21 protein-coding genes and 1 tRNA gene are annotated in these 19,037 nt (G+C 66.7%); 5 read left to right on the top strand and 17 right to left on the bottom strand.

Annotated elements, in window-relative coordinates; translation table 11 throughout:
• Window positions 1–198 precede the first annotated feature (198 nt).
• From rsmD to WT24_RS20000, 3 genes are all read left to right on the top strand, one after another.
• On the top strand, window positions 199–813 hold the full coding sequence (gene rsmD, locus WT24_RS20010) for a 16S rRNA (guanine(966)-N(2))-methyltransferase RsmD (protein ID WP_060035684.1): 615 nt from the start codon (window positions 199–201) through the stop codon (window positions 811–813).
• Window positions 814–924: 111 nt separating this feature from the next.
• Entirely contained in the window at window positions 925–1,422 is a 498-nt protein-coding gene (coaD, locus tag WT24_RS20005) for a pantetheine-phosphate adenylyltransferase (protein WP_027785472.1), read from the top strand.
• A gap of 59 nt (window positions 1,423–1,481) precedes the next feature.
• Window positions 1,482–1,748: a YfhL family 4Fe-4S dicluster ferredoxin gene (locus WT24_RS20000; protein WP_059506639.1), complete on the top strand. Its 267-nt coding sequence runs from the start codon at window positions 1,482–1,484 to the stop codon at window positions 1,746–1,748.
• A gap of 82 nt (window positions 1,749–1,830) precedes the next feature.
• Here WT24_RS20000 and hisC read toward each other — a convergent pair whose 3' ends face one another.
• From hisC to WT24_RS19960, 8 genes are all read right to left on the bottom strand, one after another.
• A complete protein-coding gene (gene hisC / locus WT24_RS19995; protein ID WP_059506641.1) occupies window positions 1,831–2,898 on the bottom strand; it encodes a histidinol-phosphate transaminase in 1,068 nt (355 codons plus the stop codon).
• 117 nt (window positions 2,899–3,015) lie between these two features.
• The gene (pth, locus tag WT24_RS19990; protein ID WP_048246979.1) at window positions 3,016–3,615 is read right to left on the bottom strand and encodes an aminoacyl-tRNA hydrolase; all 600 of its coding nucleotides are present in this window, start codon (window positions 3,613–3,615) and stop codon (window positions 3,016–3,018) included.
• A gap of 120 nt (window positions 3,616–3,735) precedes the next feature.
• A complete protein-coding gene (locus WT24_RS19985; RefSeq protein ID WP_034208424.1) occupies window positions 3,736–4,344 on the bottom strand; it encodes a 50S ribosomal protein L25/general stress protein Ctc in 609 nt (202 codons plus the stop codon).
• 158 nt (window positions 4,345–4,502) lie between these two features.
• Window positions 4,503–5,465, bottom strand: a complete 963-nt coding sequence (locus tag WT24_RS19980; RefSeq protein WP_006483739.1) for a ribose-phosphate pyrophosphokinase — start codon at window positions 5,463–5,465, stop codon at window positions 4,503–4,505.
• Between the two features lie 44 nt (window positions 5,466–5,509).
• Window positions 5,510–5,586: transfer RNA gene (locus WT24_RS19975), tRNA-Gln, on the bottom strand.
• 55 nt (window positions 5,587–5,641) lie between these two features.
• Window positions 5,642–6,523, bottom strand: coding sequence for a 4-(cytidine 5'-diphospho)-2-C-methyl-D-erythritol kinase (gene ispE, locus WT24_RS19970; protein ID WP_060035683.1), 882 nt, complete (start codon window positions 6,521–6,523; stop codon window positions 5,642–5,644).
• Between the two features lie 28 nt (window positions 6,524–6,551).
• The gene (gene lolB, locus WT24_RS19965; protein ID WP_060035682.1) at window positions 6,552–7,172 is read right to left on the bottom strand and encodes a lipoprotein insertase outer membrane protein LolB; all 621 of its coding nucleotides are present in this window, start codon (window positions 7,170–7,172) and stop codon (window positions 6,552–6,554) included.
• Window positions 7,172–8,995: a tetratricopeptide repeat protein gene (locus WT24_RS19960; protein WP_059506647.1), complete on the bottom strand. Its 1,824-nt coding sequence runs from the start codon at window positions 8,993–8,995 to the stop codon at window positions 7,172–7,174. Before WT24_RS19960 ends, lolB begins: the two co-directional genes overlap by 1 nt.
• Before the next feature lie 243 nt (window positions 8,996–9,238).
• On the opposite strand from WT24_RS19960, the gene mutM reads away from it, so the two are divergent.
• Both mutM and mutY read left to right on the top strand, forming a co-directional pair.
• Window positions 9,239–10,066 (top strand): bifunctional DNA-formamidopyrimidine glycosylase/DNA-(apurinic or apyrimidinic site) lyase, encoded by an 828-nt coding sequence (gene mutM / locus WT24_RS19955; protein WP_059506649.1) that lies wholly within the window; start codon window positions 9,239–9,241, stop codon window positions 10,064–10,066.
• Window positions 10,067–10,091: 25 nt separating this feature from the next.
• Complete coding sequence (gene mutY, locus WT24_RS19950) at window positions 10,092–11,198, top strand: A/G-specific adenine glycosylase (protein ID WP_060035681.1); 1,107 nt, start codon at window positions 10,092–10,094, stop codon at window positions 11,196–11,198.
• Between the two features lie 118 nt (window positions 11,199–11,316).
• Here mutY and WT24_RS19945 read toward each other — a convergent pair whose 3' ends face one another.
• The 9 genes from WT24_RS19945 to lptC all read right to left on the bottom strand — a co-directional run bounded on the left by WT24_RS19945 (window position 11,317) and on the right by lptC (window position 19,034).
• Window positions 11,317–11,952, bottom strand: a complete 636-nt coding sequence (locus WT24_RS19945) for an LON peptidase substrate-binding domain-containing protein (RefSeq protein ID WP_034208417.1) — start codon at window positions 11,950–11,952, stop codon at window positions 11,317–11,319.
• A 27-nt stretch (window positions 11,953–11,979) separates the two neighbouring features.
• A complete protein-coding gene (gene rapZ / locus WT24_RS19940) occupies window positions 11,980–12,888 on the bottom strand; it encodes an RNase adapter RapZ (RefSeq protein WP_006477783.1) in 909 nt (302 codons plus the stop codon).
• A 75-nt stretch (window positions 12,889–12,963) separates the two neighbouring features.
• Window positions 12,964–13,932 carry an HPr(Ser) kinase/phosphatase gene (gene hprK / locus WT24_RS19935; protein ID WP_006483133.1) on the bottom strand — a complete coding sequence of 323 codons (969 nt, stop codon included), beginning with the start codon at window positions 13,930–13,932 and terminating at the stop codon, window positions 12,964–12,966.
• Between the two features lie 129 nt (window positions 13,933–14,061).
• Window positions 14,062–14,574 (bottom strand): PTS sugar transporter subunit IIA, encoded by a 513-nt coding sequence (locus tag WT24_RS19930; RefSeq protein WP_027806888.1) that lies wholly within the window; start codon window positions 14,572–14,574, stop codon window positions 14,062–14,064.
• Window positions 14,575–14,765: 191 nt separating this feature from the next.
• Window positions 14,766–15,125, bottom strand: a complete 360-nt coding sequence (gene hpf / locus WT24_RS19925) for a ribosome hibernation-promoting factor, HPF/YfiA family (protein WP_006477786.1) — start codon at window positions 15,123–15,125, stop codon at window positions 14,766–14,768.
• 158 nt (window positions 15,126–15,283) lie between these two features.
• Complete coding sequence (locus WT24_RS19920) at window positions 15,284–16,789, bottom strand: RNA polymerase factor sigma-54 (RefSeq protein WP_060035680.1); 1,506 nt, start codon at window positions 16,787–16,789, stop codon at window positions 15,284–15,286.
• Between the two features lie 171 nt (window positions 16,790–16,960).
• Entirely contained in the window at window positions 16,961–17,737 is a 777-nt protein-coding gene (gene lptB, locus WT24_RS19915; RefSeq protein WP_059506655.1) for an LPS export ABC transporter ATP-binding protein, read from the bottom strand.
• Window positions 17,734–18,399, bottom strand: coding sequence for a lipopolysaccharide transport periplasmic protein LptA (lptA, locus tag WT24_RS19910; RefSeq protein ID WP_006483139.1), 666 nt, complete (start codon window positions 18,397–18,399; stop codon window positions 17,734–17,736). Before lptA ends, lptB begins: the two co-directional genes overlap by 4 nt.
• A gap of 20 nt (window positions 18,400–18,419) precedes the next feature.
• Window positions 18,420–19,034 carry an LPS export ABC transporter periplasmic protein LptC gene (gene lptC / locus WT24_RS19905; protein ID WP_059506659.1) on the bottom strand — a complete coding sequence of 205 codons (615 nt, stop codon included), beginning with the start codon at window positions 19,032–19,034 and terminating at the stop codon, window positions 18,420–18,422.
• Window positions 19,035–19,037: the final 3 nt, after the last annotated feature.

Genomic DNA, 19,037 nt, shown 5'->3' with positions numbered 1-19,037 from the left:
GGGCGGGCCGCCGCCGAGGGCGGGGGCGCCGGACGGGCCGTTCTGCGTTCGCGCGGGCGCGGCGCACGGCGGCCGAAACCGTGCATTTTATCAGTGCGGCGTGGCGCTCGCGCCAGTGCGCGTCGCCGCTGTGGTAACGTGCGCCTGTTTGGCGGCGCCCCCTGCGCGCGCCCGGTCCCTCCGTTGTCGATATCCCGTATGTCCCGTTCCTCTTCCGGCCGCCCGGCGGCCACCCCTGGCCGCGGCAAGCCGCACACGATCCGCATCATCGGCGGCGACTGGAAACGCACGCCGCTCGCGGTGCTCGATCTCGACGGCCTGCGCCCGACCCCCGATCGCGTCCGCGAGACGCTGTTCAACTGGCTCGGCCAGGATCTCGACGGGTGGCGCTGCCTCGACCTGTTCGCGGGCACCGGCGCGCTCGGCTTCGAGGCCGCGTCGCGCGGCGCGGCGAGCGTCGTGATGGTCGAGCGCCATCCGCGCGCCGCGCAGCAGCTTCGTGCGATCAAGGACAAGCTCGGTGCCCGCTCGGTCGAGATCGCCGAGGCCGACGCGCTGCGGCTCGCGGCCGGGCTCACGCCGGGCGCGTTCGACGTCGTGTTCCTCGATCCGCCGTTCGACGACCTGGCCGCGCTCGAGCGCGCGATCGCGTTGTCGGCGCCGCTCGTCGCGGCCGGCGGCGCGCTGTACGTCGAAACGGGGGCGGAACTCGATCCGGCCGCGCACGACGCGCTCTCGGGCTGGCAGGTGGCGAGGCACGGCAAGGCCGGTGCGGTTCACTATCATTTGCTGCGGCGCGAAAATGATGAATAATGCGCGTTCCATACGAGGCGGCGCGCCGCAAAGGCGACGCATGCCCATCTCGGCAGCGGCGTGCGCATCGCACGGCTGCCATCCCGTTTGCGTGATGACAGGAGGAGCGACATGGTAGTCGCCGTGTATCCCGGTACGTTCGATCCGCTGACGCGCGGGCACGAAGACCTCGTGCGGCGTGCGTCGAGCATTTTTGATACGCTGGTGGTGGGTGTCGCCGACAGCCGCGCGAAAAAGCCGTTTTTCTCGCTCGAAGAACGTCTGACGATTGCGAACGAGGTGCTCGGTCATTATCCGAACGTGAAGGTGATGAGTTTCACCGGCCTCCTGAAGGATTTCGTCCGGGTCAACAATGCGCGCGTGATCGTGCGCGGGCTGCGCGCCGTGTCCGATTTCGAATACGAGTTCCAGATGGCGGGCATGAACCGCTATCTGCTGCCCGACGTCGAGACGATGTTCATGACGCCGTCCGACCAGTACCAGTTCATCTCGGGAACGATCGTGCGCGAAATCGCGCAATTGGGCGGCGATGTCAGCAAGTTCGTGTTCCCGTCCGTCGAGAAGTGGCTGACCGAGAAGGTCGCCGCGATCGGAGGCCCTGCCGCGTGACGCGGCGCCGGCCGGTTTCGTTGCGAAGCCGGCCGGCGGCCTGAAGAAGTGAGATCAGTATGTCTTTGATGATTACCGACGAGTGCATCAATTGCGACGTGTGCGAGCCCGAGTGCCCGAACGGCGCGATTTCGATGGGCCCGGAGATCTACGTGATCGACCCGAACAAGTGCACCGAGTGCGTCGGCCATTTCGACGAACCGCAGTGCCAGCAGGTGTGTCCGGTCGAATGCATTCCGCGCGATCCGCAGCATGACGAATCGCACGCGCAATTGATGGAGAAGTATCACGCGTTGATCGCCGCCAAGGGCGACGACGCATCGTGATCCTGCGCTGACGCGCGCGCCTCGATGGGCTCGCGCGCGTCGCGCTTTCGGATCGGCGCCGCCCGGCGCCGGTTCTTTCGTGTCAGGCCAGCAGCTCGTGCAACGCCGCGACGAGCGCATCGCATTCGGCATCGGTGCCGACGGTGATGCGCAGGTGCTGGTCGATTCGCGGCAGCCGGAAGTGCCGCACGAAAATTTCCCGTTCCTTCAGCTTCGCCGCGATCGTGCCCGCATCGTGCGCGGGATGGCGCGCGAACACGAAATTCGCGGCCGACGGCACGATCTCGAAGCCGAGTGCGTCGAGCGCATGCGTGAGCCGCGCCCGGCTGTCGATCACGCGCCGGCAGGTGGCGTGGAAATAATCGGCGTCCTCGTAGGCGGCCTGCGCGGCCACCTGCGCGAGCCGGTCGAGCGGATACGAGTTGAAGCTGTCCTTCACGCGGTTCAGCGCGTCGATCAGCGCCGCATCGCCGAACGCGAAGCCGACGCGCATGCCCGCGAGCGAGCGTGCCTTCGACGTCGTATGCACGACGAGCAGGTTCGGATGACGGTCGATCAGCGTGATGGCCGACTGCGCGCCGAAATCGACGTACGCTTCGTCGATCACGACGACCGACGACGGATTCGCGGCCGCGATCCGCTCGACGTCAGCGAGCGGCAACGCGCGCCCGGTCGGCGCATTCGGGTTCGGAAACAGTACGCCGCCGGCGTCGTCGAGATAGTCGTCGACGCGGATCGAGAAATCGTCCGCGAGCGGTACGACCGTGGTCTCGACGCCGTACAGGCGCGCGTAGGTCGGATAGAAGCTGTACGTGATGTCGGGAAAGCGTAGCGGCCGGTCGTGCTTGAGCAACGCCTGGAACGCGTGCGCGAGCACCTCGTCGGAGCCGTTGCCGACGAACACCTGCTCGGGCGCGATGCGGTGATGGGCCGCGACCGTCTCGCGCAGCGCGCGCGCGACCGGGTCCGGGTAGCGGCGCAGCGTGTCGCCGGTGTCGCCGAGTTCGCGCGCGATCGCCGCGACGACGCGCGGCGACGGCGGATAGGGATTCTCGTTGGTGTTCAGCTTGACGGGATGCGCGAGTGCGGGCTGTTCGCCCGGCACGTAAGGCACGAGTTGCTGAACGACGTCGCTCCAGTAACGGCTCACCGCATGGCTCCTGTCGGGCAAAACGTCGAGAGTACCGCATGTGCGCGCCGCGGTGGGGCGAGCGAGGCCGCCCGGTTGCGCCGAACGGCCGATGCACCGGGCCGGTGCGACGGGCGGTCAGTTGCGATGCAGTTGCATCGTCGCGCGATCGAGTTCGCCCTTGACGACCATCGGCATCACGGCGAGCGCGCGCTCGATCGATGCGTCGATCACGTCCTGTTCCTCGCGGCGCGGCGGTTTCAGCACGAAGTTCGCAACGTCGGGCTTCGCGCCGGCGCGCGCACTTTCCGGAATCAGGTCGCGCGGATGGCCGATGCCGATCCGCAGCCGCCAGTACTGCTGCGACGACAGGTGCGCGGAGATGTCCTTCAGGCCGTTGTGGCCGCCACTGCCGCCGCCGAGCTTCAGCTTCACGGTGCCGGGCGGCAGGTCGAGTTCGTCGTGCGCGACGAGGATCTGGTCGGGCAGGATCTTGAAGAATTGCGCGAGCGCGACGACCGATTGGCCGGAACGGTTCATGTAGGTTTGCGGCTCGAGCAGGTGGACTTCCTCGCCGTGCAGGCGCGCTTTCGCATAGAAGCCGTGGAAGCGGCGCTCGTCGCGCAGCGTCGTGCCGGCTTCGCGGGCGAGCTGGTCGATCAGCCAGAAGCCGGCGTTGTGGCGTGTCGCGGTGTATTCCGCCCCGGGATTGCCGAGGCCGACGATCAGTTTGATCATGACGTTTCGAAGGCGGCGGCTGCCGCCTGGGCGCAGAAAAAGAAAAACCCGCCGGGCAGGCCGCGGCGGGTTGCGTCGACCGTTTCGTGAAACGGATCGATTGGGCGCGTGAGCGGCCGCTTAGGCAGCCGGCGTTTCGCCTTCGTCTGCTGCGTCCGACACGGCGCCAGCCGGGATCGTCGCCGATGCGACGACCGGGTTTTCCGCGTCGACGTGCGCGACCAGCGCGACGCCCTTCGGCAGCGCGATGTCCTTCGCGTGCAGCGATTGACCGGCTTCGATCTTCGACAGGTCGACTTCGAGGAATTCCGGCAGGGCAGCCGGCAGGCACTCGACTTCGATTTCCGTCGCGACGTGCGAAACGACTGCGCTCGACAGCTTCACGGCCGGGCTGACTTCAGCGTTCAGGAAGTGCAGCGGCACCTTCGTGTGCAGCTTCTTCTTCGCGTCGACGCGCTGGAAGTCCACGTGCAGCACCAGTTGCTTGAACGGGTGGTATTGCACGTCGCGCAGCAGAACCTGTTGCGACTGGCCGGCCACTTCGAGGTCGAGGATCGACGAGTGGAAGGCTTCCTTCTTCAGGGCGTGCCACAGGGCGTTGTGATCGAGTTCGATCTTTTGCGGGGCGGCTTCGCCACCGTAGACGATACCCGTGGTCTTACCGGCGTTGCGCAGGCGGCGGCTCGCACCCGTACCTTGCTGTTGGCGCTCGAAAGCGACGACTTTCATGTGATTCTCCAATGGCTGCCCGCGACCAGGCAGTGAAACGGGGCCATCAAGCGGCCCCCGATGAAACGGCCGGGGTTTCGTCTATCCCGTCCGATTGTGCAAAAAGCGAAGCGTTGCCGCTTCGCTTTCCGCGCATACTTTGTTCCGTCGTTTCGCGATCAGGATTCCGCGAACAGCGACATCACCGAATCGCCGCGGCGAATCCGCGAGAACGTCTCGGCCAGCAGGCTCGCGCTCGTCAGCGAGCGGATCTTCGAGCACGCCAGCGATTCGGCCGACAGCGGAATCGTGTCGGTCACGACCAGCTCGTCGAGTGCCGATGCGGCGATGCGATCTGCGGCGCCGCCCGACAGCACCGGGTGCGTCGCGTACGCGAACACCTGTTTCGCACCGCGGTCCTTCAGCACTTGCGCGGCCTTGCAGAGCGTGCCGGCCGTATCGACCATGTCGTCCATGATCACGCAGGTGCGGCCTTCGACTTCACCGATGATGTTCATCACTTCGGCGACGTTCGCCTTCGGGCGACGCTTGTCGATGATCGCGAGATCGCAGTTGAGCTGCTTCGCGAGTGCCCGGGCACGCACCACGCCGCCGACGTCCGGCGACACGACGAGCAGATCCGAGTAGTTCTGCTTGCGCAGGTCGCCCAGCAGGATCGGCGTGGCGTAGATGTTGTCGACCGGAATGTCGAAGAAGCCTTGAATCTGGTCGGCGTGCAGATCCATCGTGATGATCCGCTCGACGCCGGCGATTTCCAGCATGTTCGCGATGACCTTCGCCGAGATCGCGACGCGCGCCGAACGCGGGCGGCGATCCTGACGCGCATAGCCGAAGTAGGGGATGGCTGCAGTGATCCGGCCGGCGGATGCGCGCTTGAGCGCATCGACCATGATCATCAGTTCCATCAGGTTGTCGTTCGTCGGTGCGCACGTGGATTGCAGGACGAAGACGTCCTTGCCGCGCACGTTTTCCTGGATCTCGACCTGGATCTCGCCGTCGGAGAAACGGCTGACCATCGCTTTGCCGAGGGGGATACCAAGGATATTGACGACTTCCTGGGCGAGCGCGGGATTCGCGTTGCCAGTAAAGACCATCAGGCCATCATGGCTGTGGCTGCTCATCGTGCACCTGCTTCAGGCTTGGGCGGGAAATGCGGGAAAATTTTTGGCAGGGGAGGAAGGACTCGAACCCTCGCATGCCGGAATCAAAATCCGGTGCCTTGACCAACTTGGCGACTCCCCTACACTTAACTGATAACTTCACCGAACTCGTGTAGGCCGTTCGGCAAAGTAAAACTTCATGACGCGAAAGCGAAGAGCGGATGCTCGTTCAGGCTCTCGGCAACTGCGCCATTCCAACTGGCGGGCAGTCTGGCTTTCGCCGCTTCTGCCTCGTGCTTGCCGTGAAACGCTGCAAACACGCTTGCTCCGGAGCCGGTCATCCTCGCGGGGGTCACATCATACAACCATTTGACCACCTGCGCAACTTCCGCGTACTTCCTTGTTACAACTTCCTGCATATCGTTCCGGCCGAAGCTATCTGGCCATCCCGCATCGCTGGTTTGCTGTGCAAGAAAGTCAGCAATTGTGACGGGCTTCGTATCTCTTGTCAACAACTCATCTGAAAATATTTCAGCGGTCGGGACATGAACGCGTGGCGTCACAACCAGGAACCAGCGAGTCGGCAATTCTACCTCAGCTAATTCTTCTCCGATACCCTCTGCGAACGCATTTTTTCCAAAAATAAAAAACGGGACGTCGGCGCCGAGTTTGACCGCGAGCGACTGGAGTTCGGCGCGCGGCAAATCGAGTTGCCACAGGCGGTTCAGCGCGAGCAGCGTCGTCGCCGCGTCGGAGCTGCCGCCGCCGAGACCGGCGCCCATCGGCAGGATCTTGTCGATCTCGATGTCGACGCCGTGCGCGGTGCCCGTATGCGCTTTCAGCAGGTTGGCCGCGCGTACGACGAGATCGCTTTCCTCGGGCACGCCGGGCACGTCGGTGACGCGTGCGACGCGGCCGTCGTCGCGCCGCGTGAAGTGCAGCGTGTCGCCCCAGTTCAGCAGCTGGAATACGCTCTGCAGATCGTGATAGCCGTTCGGGCGGCGACCGGTGATGTGCAGGAACAGGTTGAGTTTCGCGGGCGCCAGGCAGTTGCGCAGCGAGCGGGTCGAATCGGTCATGCGGGTATCGGGGGCTAGGCGCGCGTGCTCACTGATCGAGCACGAGCTTGATGTCGAGCGGCGGCGTCGCGCGCACGAGGTTGACGCGTTTGACGCCCGTGGCCGGGGCATCCGCGTAGGCAAGGTAGTCGATCGTCCAGCCGTCCTGGCGGAGCTGCTTGATGCGCGTGCCGTCGGCCGGGTCGCGCACGGTTTCCGCGGGCGTCGCGGGCGCGGCGCTCGGCAGCAGCCAGTAGCGCAGGCCCGCGAGCGGCAGCTCGAAGCCGAGCGTCTTCTGCATCAGGTCGCCGACGTCCGGCGCATATTGGGTCGGACGGTTCGGCAATTCGAGCGACGCCGCGTGCGGCGTCGCTTTCACGACCGCGAGCGTCTGGCCGAGCGGGCTGCGCAGTTCGAGCGACACGTCGTCGCCGTGTTCCTGCCAGTCGAAGTTGCCGTACACGTTCTGCGGGTTGCCGAGACGATCGTCGTACCGCACCGCGAAGCGGCCGTGGTACGCATGCGTTGCCGCCGTCTGCAGGGCGGCGCCCGCCGGCGTGCCGGCCGACGGCGGCGTGCTCGCGCAGCCGGCGAGCGCGAGCGCCGCGCTGGCCGCGGCGAGCGTACGCCACGCGCGGGAGGACAGGGAAAACATCGGGAACATCCGCATCAGAGGCCGTTGATCTGCAGGCGTTTCAGCGTCTGCACGAGCGTTTCGTTGTCGGGCTCGAGCTTCTGCGCGGCACGCCACGCGTTGCGCGCGTCGTCCTGCGCGCCGCTCTTCCAAAGCACCTCGCCGAGATGCGCGCCGATTTCGGCGTTCGGCTGCAGTTCGTATGCACGCTGCAGCACCTTCGTCGCGCCGGCCGTGTCGCCCATCCGGTACTTCACCCAGCCGAGGCTGTCCATGATGTAGGCGTCGTTCGGCGCGAGCGCCATCGCCTTGTCGATCAGCTTGCTGGCCTCGGGCAGGCGCTGGTTGCGGTCGGCGAGCGAATAGCCGAGCGCGTTGTAGGCCTGCGGGTTGTCGGGCTGCGTACGGATCAGCTCGCGCAACTGCTTTTCCATCGTCGCATAGTGGCCCGTCTTTTCGGCCGCCATCGCGTAGTCGTAGCGCAGGTCGGGATCGTCCGGGAAGTCCTGGACGGCCTGCCCGAGCCGCGCCTCCGCTTCCGGATAGCGCTTCGCCGTGAACAGGATCGACGCATCGGTGCGCGCCACCACGGCCGCGTCGCGCGGATCCGTGATCGGCAGGTTGTCGAGCACCTTGCGCGCCTCGTCGGTCTTGCCCTGTTTCTGCAGCAGTTGCGCGCGGGTGATCTGCGCGGGCAGGTAGTGCTGGCTCGTCTGGTCGACCTTGTCGAGCCATTGCGACGCCTGCGCGTCGTTGTTCTGGTCGATCGCGATCTGCGCGAGGTAGATGTAGCCCTGGCCGACGTCGAGATTCGGCTGCTTGTCGCCGAGCTGCACGTACTGCTTCAGGTAGCCGGTCGCCTCGTCGAGCTTCTTCTGCTGGATCTTGATCAGCGCGAGCGCCATCAGCGGCGTCGGATCCTTCGAGTCGAGCTTGCGCATCGTCTCGAACTGCTTCTGTGCGTCGTCGAGACGATCGTCGGCGAGATAGAGCTGCGACAGCGCGAGCCGTGCGTCGCGCGACTTCGGATTCTGCTGAACATACTTCTCGAACGACGCGATGCCCGCCGCGCGTTCCGCCGGCCCCATTTGCGACAGCATCAGCGCCGCCGGCAGGTAATCGGGGCGAATCTGCAGCGCCTGCTTCAGCGACTGCGCGGCGCCGTCCTTGTCGTCGACCGCGAGCTGCTGCCGCGCGATCGCGAGCTGCGCCTCGGGGCGATTCATGTCGTTCTTCAACATGTCCTTCAGCACCGCGAGGCCGCCGACGCGGTCGGGGCCGCGCACGAGCAGCGCCTGCAGCGCGAGGATCGCCGGGCCGCGCGTGTCGCCGGTCGCACGGGCCAGCTCGCGCGCGAGCATCGGCTGCGCGTCGGCCGGCTTGCCGGCGAGCACCAGCAGCGCGGCGTCGACCTGCGACGCGCGGTTCGAATCCGGTGCGTACTGGCGCCACAGATTCGCGGCGGACAGCGCGTCGGCCGGGCTCTGCGCGCCGAGCGCGATTTCGGTCGCGCGCTGCGCCATGCGCGGATCGCGCGTGTCGCGGGCAAGCGCGAGGTAGGTCTGGTAGGCCGGTGCCGGCTGGTTGCGCTGGAGCGCGACCTCGGCGGCGAGCACCTGGTAGACGATCTGGCTCGTCAGCGGCACGCCGGGGAGATTCTTCTGCTCGTCCGGCATCACATGCTCGAACGCGCCCTGCGGCTCCGCGTCGTCCGAGGCCGGATCCTGCGCGTGGGCCGGAAAGGCGGTGAGGGTCCAGGCGGCAAGCAGCGCGGCACCGATTGCACGGCGGACCGGGAAGGCGCGCGCGCCGCGCACGGCGGCGGGGCGCTTCTGAAGCAGCTTCGAGGGCAGGGTCATGGAAATCCGTTCGATGTTTCAACCGATTGTAACGCGCTCGCTACAATACACGCACGATCGTGATAGGGTCCGCTTACCTGTGGAATCCCCATGCGAATGCCCGAAATCGCCCGTCTCGCGTGCTGCCGGGCGGGCGATTTCGGGCATTCCCGCGTCTCGTTCGGGGGCGCCGCGAGCGCGGCCGTTCTCGTGGCAGCGCTCGCGTTCCTATGTAAACAGACCGTAGCCTCAGACCCGCAAAACATGCCAGAGTTGCCAGAAGTCGAAGTCACGCGCCGGGGCATCGAGCCCTTTGTCGCGGGCCGCCGCGTCGAGCGTGTCGACGTCCGTACCGCGATGTTGCGCTGGCCCGTGCCGGCGGGGCTCGCCGAACAGTTGCGCGCGCGCGAGGTGCTCGCCGTCGAGCGCCGCGGCAAGTACCTGCTGTTCGAGGTCGATGCGGGCTGGTTCATCGTCCATCTCGGGATGACCGGCACGCTGCGCGTGTTGCCCGCAACTGGCGTGCCGGTCGCGGCGAAGCACGACCACATCGACTGGATCTTCGACGAATTCGTGCTGCGGTTCCGCGATCCCCGCCGCTTCGGCGCCGTACTCTGGCATCCGCGCGACGCAGGCGACGTGCATGCGCATCCGCTCCTCGCGAGCCTCGGCGTCGAGCCGTTCTCGCCGGCGTTCACCGGCGCGTTGCTGCATGCGCGTACACGCGGCCGCACGGTATCGGTCAAGCAGGCGCTGCTCGCGGGCGACATGGTTGTCGGCGTCGGCAACATCTACGCGTCGGAGAGCCTGTTTCGCGCCGGCATCCGGCCGACGACGGCCGCCGGCAAGGTGTCGCTGCCGCGCTACGAGCGGCTGGCCGATGCGGTACGCGCGACGCTCGCCGACGCGATCGAGCGCGGCGGCAGCACGTTGCGCGATTTCGTCGGCAGCAACGGCGAAAGCGGCTACTTCCAGCTCGACTGCTTCGTCTACGATCGCGCCGGCCAGCCGTGCCGCGTATGCGGCACATCGATCCGCCAGATCGTGCAGGGCCAGCGATCGACCTATTTCTGCCCGACGTGCCAGCGTTGAAACCCTTTTCCGCCATCAGACAAACTTGAAGCTGCCCCGCATCGCCCCCGCTCCGTTCCCCGTCACGCCGCTGCACCGCACGTTCGCCACGCGTCTCGTCGCGTGGCAGCGCGAGCATGGCCGCCATGACCTGCCGTGGCAGAACACCCGCGATCCGTACCGGATCTGGCTGTCGGAAATCATGCTGCAGCAGACGCAGGTATCGACCGTCATTCCGTATTACACGCGTTTTCTCGACCGCTACCCCGACGTCGCCGCGCTCGCGGCCGCGCCGAGCGACGACGTGATGGCGCTGTGGGCGGGGCTCGGCTACTACTCGCGCGCGCGCAATTTGCACCGCTGCGCGCAGGTCGTCGTCGCCGAGCACGGCGGCGCGTTTCCGGCGACCCCCGACGCATTGGCCGAACTGCCGGGCATCGGTCGCTCGACGGCCGCCGCGATCGCGTCGTTTGCGTACGGCGCGCGCGCGACGATCCTCGACGGCAACGTGAAGCGCGTGCTCGCGCGGGTATTCGGCGTCGAGGGCTTTCCGGGCGAGAAGCGCGTCGAGAACGACATGTGGGCGCTCGCCGAATCGCTGCTGCCCGACGCCGCGAACGCGGCCGACGTGAGCGCGTATACGCAGGGGCTGATGGATCTGGGCGCGACGCTGTGCGTGCGCGGCAAACCCGACTGCGCGCGCTGCCCGTTCGCGGGCGACTGCGTCGCGCAATCGACCGGCCGTCAGCGCGAACTGCCGGCCGCGCGGCCGAAGAAGGCCGTGCCGACGCGCAAGACCTGGATGCTCGTGCTGCGCGACGGCGACGCCGTGCTGCTCGAGCGCCGGCCGCCGACCGGCATCTGGGGCGGACTGTGGAGCCTGCCGCAAGCGGACGGCGATGCCGCGCTCGCGGATCTCGCTCGCGGCTTCGGCGGCGGCGGCACGGTGCCGCTCGCGCCGCTCACGCATACGTTCACGCATTTCCGGCTCGAAATCGAGCCGCGGCTGAGCGATCTGACGGGGGGCAAGGGCCTGCCGTCGCCGGCGCGGGACGCGGACACCGCATGGGTGCCGCTGAGCCGGCTCGACGCGTACGGCGTGCCGGCGCCCGTGCGCAAGCTGCTCGATGCGCTGAGCGGGCCGCTGCTGTAACGAACGGCGTAGGGCGCGGCGCGGGCCGCGTTCGGGAAGGCGCCTGATTGCCGCGGCTGTGCCGTCGCGCAGGCAGGCGTGCGCCGGGCAGGTGCGCTGCGCGACGGAGCCTGCGGCGTTACAGCCAGCCGTGCCGGTCGAGCACGTGGTGCACGGCGTCGATGCGCGCGCCGACGTCCGGAAACTCCATCAGCTTCTGCCGCGCGCGCAGGTCGAGCGGCAGCAGTTCCGCGAGGCGATTCGATACCCAGCTCGGATCGTCGAGGCGGAACGGTTCGCCGAACGGCATTTTCTCCGGATCGGACTTCTTCAGCGCGTCGATGATGCGCTCGAGCACCTCGGCGCACGAGCCGAACTGCGCGAGCGCCTGTTCGCCTTCGAGCGGGATGTCGTCGGGCAGCGGCTCCGCGATGCCGACCAGCAGCCCGTTGCTTTCGACGCGATACGACAGCAGCTCGAAACGCTGCGTGCCGACCGCCTGCAGATACAGCATCCCGAACTCGCCGGTATCGCATTCGGTGATGCGCGCCATGCAGCCGATGGTTTCGGGCACCGACACCGCGCCGTCCTGCGCGACTTCGGGCCCGCTCTTGAGCAAGCACACGCCGAACGGCGCATCGTCGCGCAGGCATGCGCGCGACATGTCGAGATAGCGTGCCTCGAACACCTTGAGCGGGAGCAGCCCTCCCGGAAACAGCACCGTGTGCAGCGGAAACAGCGGCAGGTCGATCAGGGTGGTCGAGAGGGAGGACATGGCGCGCGGGCGTGGGGGCGGGTGTCGCTAGGGTCGATCGACCTCGGAGACGAGCCGCGACGACGCGTCGACATCCACTGGCGCGTCACGATGCCGCACGATCACGTTCGCGTCGCGCGCGAGGCGCGCGGCGAGCGTTTCCGCGATGAACACCGAGCGATGCTGGCCGCCCGTGCAGCCGATGGCGACGGTCAGGTAACTGCGGTTGTCATCGCGGAAGTGCGGTAGCCATTTCATCAGGAACGCATGGATGTCGTCGATCATCTGATGGACGATCGGCAGTGCGTCGAGAAAGGCGATGACCGGCTGGTCGAGCCCGGTGAGCGGGCGCAACTGGTGGTCGTAGTACGGGTTCGGCAACGCGCGCACGTCGAACATCAGGTCGGCGTCGAGCGGCACGCCGCGCTTGAAGCCGAACGATTCGAACATCACCATCAGGTCGTTGTTCTTCTGCTCGATGAAGCGCTTGACCCAGGTGCGCAGCGCGTTCGCGCGCAGCGTGCTGGTATCGATCTGGTGGCCGAATTCGGCGAGCGGCGCGACGAGCTCGCGCTCGCGCTCGATCGCTTCCTCGAGCGACGACAGCAGGCCGACGTCCGCATCGTGCGACCGCGAGCCGGACAACGGATGGCGGCGGCGCGTTTCGGAGAAGCGCTGGATCAGCGCCTGGGTGCTCGCGTTGAGGAACAGCACGCGCACGTCGTGCTCGCGGGACAGCTCGCGGATCAGGCCGGGCATTTCATCGAGCGACGCGCTGGAGCGCGCGTCGATCGCGACCGCAAGCCGGCGCTGGCCGTCCTGGGCGAGGTAGCGGGCGAGTTCGGGGAGCACGTGCGGCGGCAGGTTGTCGACGCAGTAATAGCCTGCGTCTTCGAGCGCGTTCAGCGCGACGGACTTGCCTGAGCCGGAGATGCCGGTAATGAGGACGATGCGCATGGGAACGGAGAATCCTGACGTTTCATCATAGCACCGGCTCGACGCGTCGGCGTTGCGCGGCCGGGCGCGTGCGGGTTACACCAGTTTGCCGGGGAACTGACTGTCGGGATCCTGCATCGCGAGTCGTTGTCGATCCATGAAATCGCGCAACGTGTCGATTCCGCGCAACTGCAGGATCGTGTTCCGGACGGCCGCCTCGACGAGCACCGCGAGGTTGCGGCCCGCCGCGACCTGGATCGTGACCTTGCTGATCGGCAAACCGAGCACGTCGACGGTTTGACTTTCGAGCGGCAGGCGCTGGAATTCGCCGTCGGGGCGCCGCACGAGCTGGACGATCAGCTTCAGCTTCATTTTCCGTCGCACCGCGGTTTCACCGAAGATCGTCTTGATGTCGAGCAGGCCGAGGCCACGCACTTCGAGCAGATTCTGCAGCAGCGGCGGGCAGCGCCCTTCGACGAAATCGGGGCCAAGACGGACGAAGTCGACCGCGTCGTCGGCGACGAGGCCGTGTCCGCGGCTGATCAGCTCGAGGCCGAGCTCGCTCTTGCCGAGGCCCGAATCGCCGGTCAGCAGCACGCCCATCCCGAGGATGTCGAGGAACACGCCGTGCAGCGTCGCGCGCGGCGCGAGGATGCGCGACATGTAGAGCCGCAGGCTGTCGATCACCGCGGCCGCCGACATCGGCGTCGTGAACAGCGGTGTGGACGAGCGCGTGCAGCGCAGCACCAGTTCGGGCGGCGCCGCGGCGCCGCCGGCGACGACGAGGAACGGCGGTTCGAGCGCGATCAGCTCGGCCATGTGGCGCGAGCGGTCTTCGTCGGTCTGTCGCTGGTAGTAGTCGATTTCGGCTTCGCCGAGCACCTGGATCCGGTTCGGATGGATCAGGTTCAGGTGGCCGACGAGGTCGGCGCTCGATGTTGCGTTGCCGACGGTGTCGGCCGAAAAGCCGCGTTCCCAGCCTTCATGCCCCGTCAGCCAGCTCAGTTTCAGCGTGGCTGCGTTGTCGTCGAAGATGCTCTGGGCGTTGATGCTGGACGTATCCATGACTCTCGTCACTCCAATGGGCCGGTGCGGGCGCGCGGCGACGGACGTCGCCATGCCGGGCCGGCGCCGGGCGGCCCTGGACGGCGGCGCGTGCCGCCTGGTACGGGGAAATATTCCGCCCGGAACAACTCAAGGTTGCCACTGAGTGAGCAGGCGATGCAACTCGGCGATATCCGTTTCGTTGTGCAGACGCTCGCGTGCGTCGCGATCGGACAGCAGTTGCGCGATTTCCGACAGGATCTCGAGGTGCTGCTGGGTAGCTTGCTCGGGGACGAGCAGGAAGATCAGAAGGCCGACCGGCTGGCCGTCGGGCGCTTCGAACGGGATCGCATCGGCGAGGCGGACGAACGCGGCGAGCGGGTGCTTGAGGCCCTTGATGCGGCCGTGCGGAATCGCGACACCTTCGCCGAGCCCGGTCGAACCGAGGCGCTCGCGTGCGAACAGGTTGTCCGTGACGGTGCTGCGGCCGATGCCGTTCTGATTCTCGAACATCAGCCCGGCTTGTTCGAAGACGCGTTTCTTGCTGGTGACCGAGAGGTCGATGACGACGTTCTCTATGGGCAGGATTTTGGCTAGGCGATTCATGTTGGCAGGCGATTGGGCGGCCTGGGGTCTCCTTGCGGCGGCGGACTGATTTTCCATGTTCGGCGATATCAAGGCATGTGGCATGGCAACCTGCAACGCCGCTACCGCATCCAACACCCCCCGGCGATAACCGGAACATTATAGAGCACAGCCGCGTGCGTGGCGCAGCACGGACCGACCGGTTGCACCTTCGGGAGTCGCAAAAAAAACGCCCGGCGAACCGGGCGGCGTGCGTGTTGCAGTGACGGTTATTGCGGCGGCAGTTCGATCTGGTCGATCGACGGCTGCAGCTTGATCGGGTCGTGCGCGTGCGTTTGCAGGCGCTCCATGTGCTTGACGACCTGGCGATCCAGCTTGTCGATCAGCAGATCGATCGCGGCGTACAGGTTGCCGTTCGCGCTTTCGACGAAGATGTCCTTGCCCTTCAGGTGCAGATTGATTTCCGCGCGCTGCTGCTTGTCCTTTTCCTTGTGGTTGTCGACCGAGAGGATCACAGTGCCATCGATCACCTGATCGCTATGCCGTAGCACCCGGTCCAGCTTGGTGATCACGTATTCGCGAATTGCAGGCGTGACTTCGAGATGATGTCCACTGATCTTCAGGTTCATAGTGCTTCTCCAAGCGAGTGACCACCCGGCCGCATCGAGGCGGCGCTCCGGTCGACTTGCCCGTGCCGCACGAGGCGGCGTATCGCGGACAGGTCGCCCGGCCTGTTCCCCGTGTGCGCGGTGGCCGGAACACGCCTGCCGCCGGGCAGGCAGCAGGCTTAAAGAGACTTGCGCAGATTCACTGCCGGGATCTTGAGGGCTTCGCGATATTTCGCAACCGTGCGGCGCGCGACCACGAAACCCTGTTCTGCCAGCAGCTCGGCAATGCGGCTGTCCGAAAGTGGCGATTTTGGGTCTTCAGCTCCTATCAGTTGCTTGATGAGGGCTCGGATGGCGGTCGACGAGGCGGCGCCACCGGTGTCGGTCGAAACGTGAGATCCGAAGAAGTACTTAAATTCGAGCGTCCCGAACGGGGTCAGCATGTACTTCCCGGTTGTCACACGGCTGACAGTCGACTCGTGTAGGCCCAGCGTATCAGCTATTTCCCGCAAAACCAAGGGGCGCATGGCAATTTCGCCGTGCGCAAAGAAATTCTTCTGACGCTCGACAATAGCCTGCGCGACACGCAGGATCGTGTCGAAACGCTGCTGGATGTTTTTGATCAGCCAGCGCGCTTCCTGAAGCTGCTGCTTCAGCGATCCGGCCGACGGATCGCCACGGCTGTTGCGCAGGATGTTCGCGTACAGGTTGTTGATCCGCAGGCGCGGCACGACCTCCGGATTGAGCTCCGCGAGCCATCCCTGGCCGGCCTTCTTCACGATGATATCGGGCACGACGTAGTCGGCCTCGGCCTTGCCGTATGCGGCGCCGGGGAACGGTTCGAGCGAGCGGATCAACGCATGCGCGTCGCGCAGCGCGTCGTCGCTCGCCTTCAGGTGCTTGCGCAACCGTGTGAAGTCGCGGGCGGCGAGCAGTTCGAGATGCTGCGACACGATGTCGAGCGCGAGCGTGCGCGTCGGGGACGGATCGAGACGCAGCAACTGCAGCTTCAGGCATTCGGAGGCCGAGCGCGCGCCGACGCCGGCCGGGTCGAAGCTGTGCAGCAGCGCGAGCGCCGCGTTCAGTTCGTCGCAGTCGATTTCCAGTTCGGGCGGCAGGTCGGCGAGCACTTCGTCGAGCGTGGCGGTCAGGTAGCCGTCGTCGTCGAGCGATTCGATCAGGAACATCACGAGCGCGCGATCGCGCGGGCCGGCCTGCGTGACGCGCAACTGCGCGGACAGGTGGTCGCGCAGCGACGTCGCGGCTTCCTGCACCTGCAGCGGCGGCAGGTCGTCGTCGTCGGACGCGCCGCCCGAGCGGCCGTATTCGTCGAGGTTCCACTGCGGGCCGTCGTTGCCGTCGCTGGACCCGTAACCGTCGTATTCGTCGGCGCCGGCCGGCTCGTCGCGCTCCGCGCGATCGCTGGACGTGCCGCTGCCGTTCGTCGTGGCGGGCTCGGTGTTCTGTGCGGGCGGCGTCTGCGCGATCAGCGATCCGTCCGCCGCGACGCGCAGCGGGCTCGCGATCCATTCGTCGTCGTTCTCGAGCAGCGGGTTTTGCGCGACGGCCATCGCGACTTCCTGCTGCAATTCGAGCGTCGACAACTGCAGGAGCCGGATCGACTGCTGCAGCTGCGGCGTCAGCGCCAGATGTTGCGACAGGCGAAGTTGGAGGCTGGCTTTCATGGCAAGGAGGGAGTCATACCGGCAGTTTGCCACGACCCAGGCGCATTGAGCCATCCGCGATTACGCGCGGCGCGCCGCCTGGCCGCGGGCATGGCCGCGGGCGTGGATGCAAGCGGGGCGCGGCTCCGCGCGGCGATGCCGGGCGGGGTGCAGCCAGCCACGAGGAGAAAGTTACATGCGGAAGTGTTCGCCGAGGTACACGCGGCGCACGCTTTCGTTTTCGATGATTTCGCTCGGCGCGCCGGCGGCCAGCACCGAACCGTCGCTGATGATGTACGCGTGGTCGCAGATGCCGAGCGTTTCGCGGACGTTGTGGTCCGTGATCAGCACGCCGATGTTGCGCTGCTTCAGGAACTTGACGATCTTCTGGATCTCGAGCACCGCGATCGGATCGACGCCGGCGAACGGTTCGTCGAGCAGGATGAAGCTCGGGTTGGTCGCGAGCGCGCGCGCGATTTCGACGCGGCGCCGTTCGCCGCCCGACAGCGACAGCGCGGGGTTCTCGCGCAGATGGCCGATCTGCAGCTCGTCGAGCAGCGCTTCGGTGCGCGACGAGATCGCGTCCTTCGACAGCCGCTTGCCGTCTTCGCCGTGCTGCAGCTCGAGCACCGCGCGGATGTTCTCCTCGACGGTCAGCTTGCGGAACACGGACGCCTCTTGCGGCAGGTACGACAGGCCGAGCGACGCGCGCTTGTGGATCGGCAGCAGGCCGATCGAGCTGCCGTTCAGCGAGATCTCGCCTGCGTCCGTCGGCACGAGGCCGACGATCATGTAGAACGACGTGGTCTTGCCGGCGCCGTTCGGGCCGAGCAGGCCGACGACCTCGCCGCTCTTCACGTCGAGCGACACGTCCTTGACGACCGTGCGCGAGCCGTAGCGCTTCTTCAGGTTGCGGACGACGAGCGAGCTCGTGGTGCCGGCCGGCTGGCGGTTCGGGAGCGCGTTCATTGGCCGGGCGCTCCCTGGATCGTGGTCGACGGCGACAGCTTGGCCGGCGCCCCGTTCAGCGGCGCGGGGCCGCCGTTCTTCGGCGACAGCATCGCACGCACGCGGCCGTTCGGGTTGCCCGGCGCCGCGACGTCCTTGCCGCCCTTCGCGGTGTAGAAGTCGCGCTGGCCGTCATACGTGATCACGCTGCCGTGCACGGTATCGGCGACGGTCGACGTGCCCTGCAGGCGGCGCACGGTCGCGGCGGTGGTCAGCGTGGTCAGGTCCTGCTTGCCGTCGTAGTCGATGCGCTCGGCGTCGCCGTCGATGTATTCGTCGAGGCCTTCGCGCTTCTGGCGGAACGTCGCGTGCTTCTTGCCGCTGCCGAACGAGGTGGCGTACTGGTAGCCTTCCGGGTCCTGGCGCACTTCGACGCGATCGCCCTTGATGATGATCGTGCCCTTCGTGATCACGACGTTGCCGGTCGCGACCGTGACCTGCTTCAGATCGTCGTAGGTCAGGTTGTCGGCCTCGACGTTGATCGGCTTGTTCTGGTCGGCCTTCTCGGCATGGGCGAGCGGCGCCAGCCCGACGAGCGGGAGCGCCACGAGCGTCGCGGCGAGCGCGGCGCGGACGGCGCGCGCAGCGCCGCCGGAAATCTGTCGAGGGAACGGTTCGTTCATGCAGTCACGTGAGGGATGCGTCACTTGGGTTGACCTTTCGAGCCGCCGGACGTGTCCGCCGCGGCGATCGTGCCGCGCACGTTGCCGTAAAGCTCGATGACCCGGGTGACGTTGTTGTACTTCATGCCGTCGGTCGCGTTGACGAGCGACAGGCCGCGCTGAAGTTTAACCGGCTTTTCGGTCTGGATCACATCGTCATTGACGAAGATCCGGAAATGCTGGGAATCGGCCTGCATCTGCGGATCGCCGCCGCCGGCCGCGCGCAGGATGCGCGCATCGTCGTACAAATCGACGATCGACACGTCGCCGTTGACGGTGCCGCGCTTCGCGGTGGTCGTCACGACGGGCTTGCCGGGCTGGAACGCGCGCATGGCCGGATCGGTCAGGTCGCTGCTTTCGGTGTCTTCGTAATGGACCAGCTTCGCGGCCGTCAGCCGGTACTGGGTCGTGCCGGACTGGTCGAGCTCGGTGACCGAGAAGTTGTCCGCGAAGTAGTCGGGCGTATGGCGCTTCGGCTGCGCGGCGCCCTCGCCGGGCGGCGGCAGCGTGGCCTGCAGCAGCCACCAGGTGACGCCCGCGAGCGCGGCGACCGCGGCGAGCGGCAGCATCTGGGTCCAGCGGAAATGCGTGCTCATCGG

It is taken from the genome of Burkholderia sp. MSMB1078WGS, from assembly GCF_001528895.1.
Lineage (GTDB): Bacteria > Pseudomonadota > Gammaproteobacteria > Burkholderiales > Burkholderiaceae > Burkholderia.
Note: the sequence above shows the minus strand (reverse complement) of the source record. Positions and strands in the feature narration are given on the sequence as shown.

Coding starts and splice junctions, on each gene's coding strand:
- WT24_RS20000 (WP_059506639.1), top strand. CDS start 1,482: ATGTCTTTGATGATTACCGACGAGTGCATCAATTGCGACGTGTGCGAG.
- WT24_RS19945 (WP_034208417.1), bottom strand. CDS start 11,952: ATGTCCTCCCTCTCGACCACCCTGATCGACCTGCCGCTGTTTCCGCTG.
- lptB (WP_059506655.1), bottom strand. CDS start 17,737: ATGAACGCGCTCCCGAACCGCCAGCCGGCCGGCACCACGAGCTCGCTC.
- lolB (WP_060035682.1), bottom strand. CDS start 7,172: ATGCGGATGTTCCCGATGTTTTCCCTGTCCTCCCGCGCGTGGCGTACG.
- rsmD (WP_060035684.1), top strand. CDS start 199: ATGTCCCGTTCCTCTTCCGGCCGCCCGGCGGCCACCCCTGGCCGCGGC.
- WT24_RS19960 (WP_059506647.1), bottom strand. CDS start 8,995: ATGACCCTGCCCTCGAAGCTGCTTCAGAAGCGCCCCGCCGCCGTGCGC.
- hpf (WP_006477786.1), bottom strand. CDS start 15,125: ATGAACCTGAAGATCAGTGGACATCATCTCGAAGTCACGCCTGCAATT.
- hprK (WP_006483133.1), bottom strand. CDS start 13,932: ATGGATACGTCCAGCATCAACGCCCAGAGCATCTTCGACGACAACGCA.
- lptA (WP_006483139.1), bottom strand. CDS start 18,399: ATGAACGAACCGTTCCCTCGACAGATTTCCGGCGGCGCTGCGCGCGCC.
- WT24_RS19985 (WP_034208424.1), bottom strand. CDS start 4,344: ATGAAAGTCGTCGCTTTCGAGCGCCAACAGCAAGGTACGGGTGCGAGC.
- WT24_RS19980 (WP_006483739.1), bottom strand. CDS start 5,465: ATGAGCAGCCACAGCCATGATGGCCTGATGGTCTTTACTGGCAACGCG.
- lptC (WP_059506659.1), bottom strand. CDS start 19,034: ATGAGCACGCATTTCCGCTGGACCCAGATGCTGCCGCTCGCCGCGGTC.
- WT24_RS19930 (WP_027806888.1), bottom strand. CDS start 14,574: ATGGAAAATCAGTCCGCCGCCGCAAGGAGACCCCAGGCCGCCCAATCG.
- mutM (WP_059506649.1), top strand. CDS start 9,239: ATGCCAGAGTTGCCAGAAGTCGAAGTCACGCGCCGGGGCATCGAGCCC.
- ispE (WP_060035683.1), bottom strand. CDS start 6,523: ATGACCGATTCGACCCGCTCGCTGCGCAACTGCCTGGCGCCCGCGAAA.
- rapZ (WP_006477783.1), bottom strand. CDS start 12,888: ATGCGCATCGTCCTCATTACCGGCATCTCCGGCTCAGGCAAGTCCGTC.
- pth (WP_048246979.1), bottom strand. CDS start 3,615: ATGATCAAACTGATCGTCGGCCTCGGCAATCCCGGGGCGGAATACACC.
- coaD (WP_027785472.1), top strand. CDS start 925: ATGGTAGTCGCCGTGTATCCCGGTACGTTCGATCCGCTGACGCGCGGG.
- WT24_RS19920 (WP_060035680.1), bottom strand. CDS start 16,789: ATGAAAGCCAGCCTCCAACTTCGCCTGTCGCAACATCTGGCGCTGACG.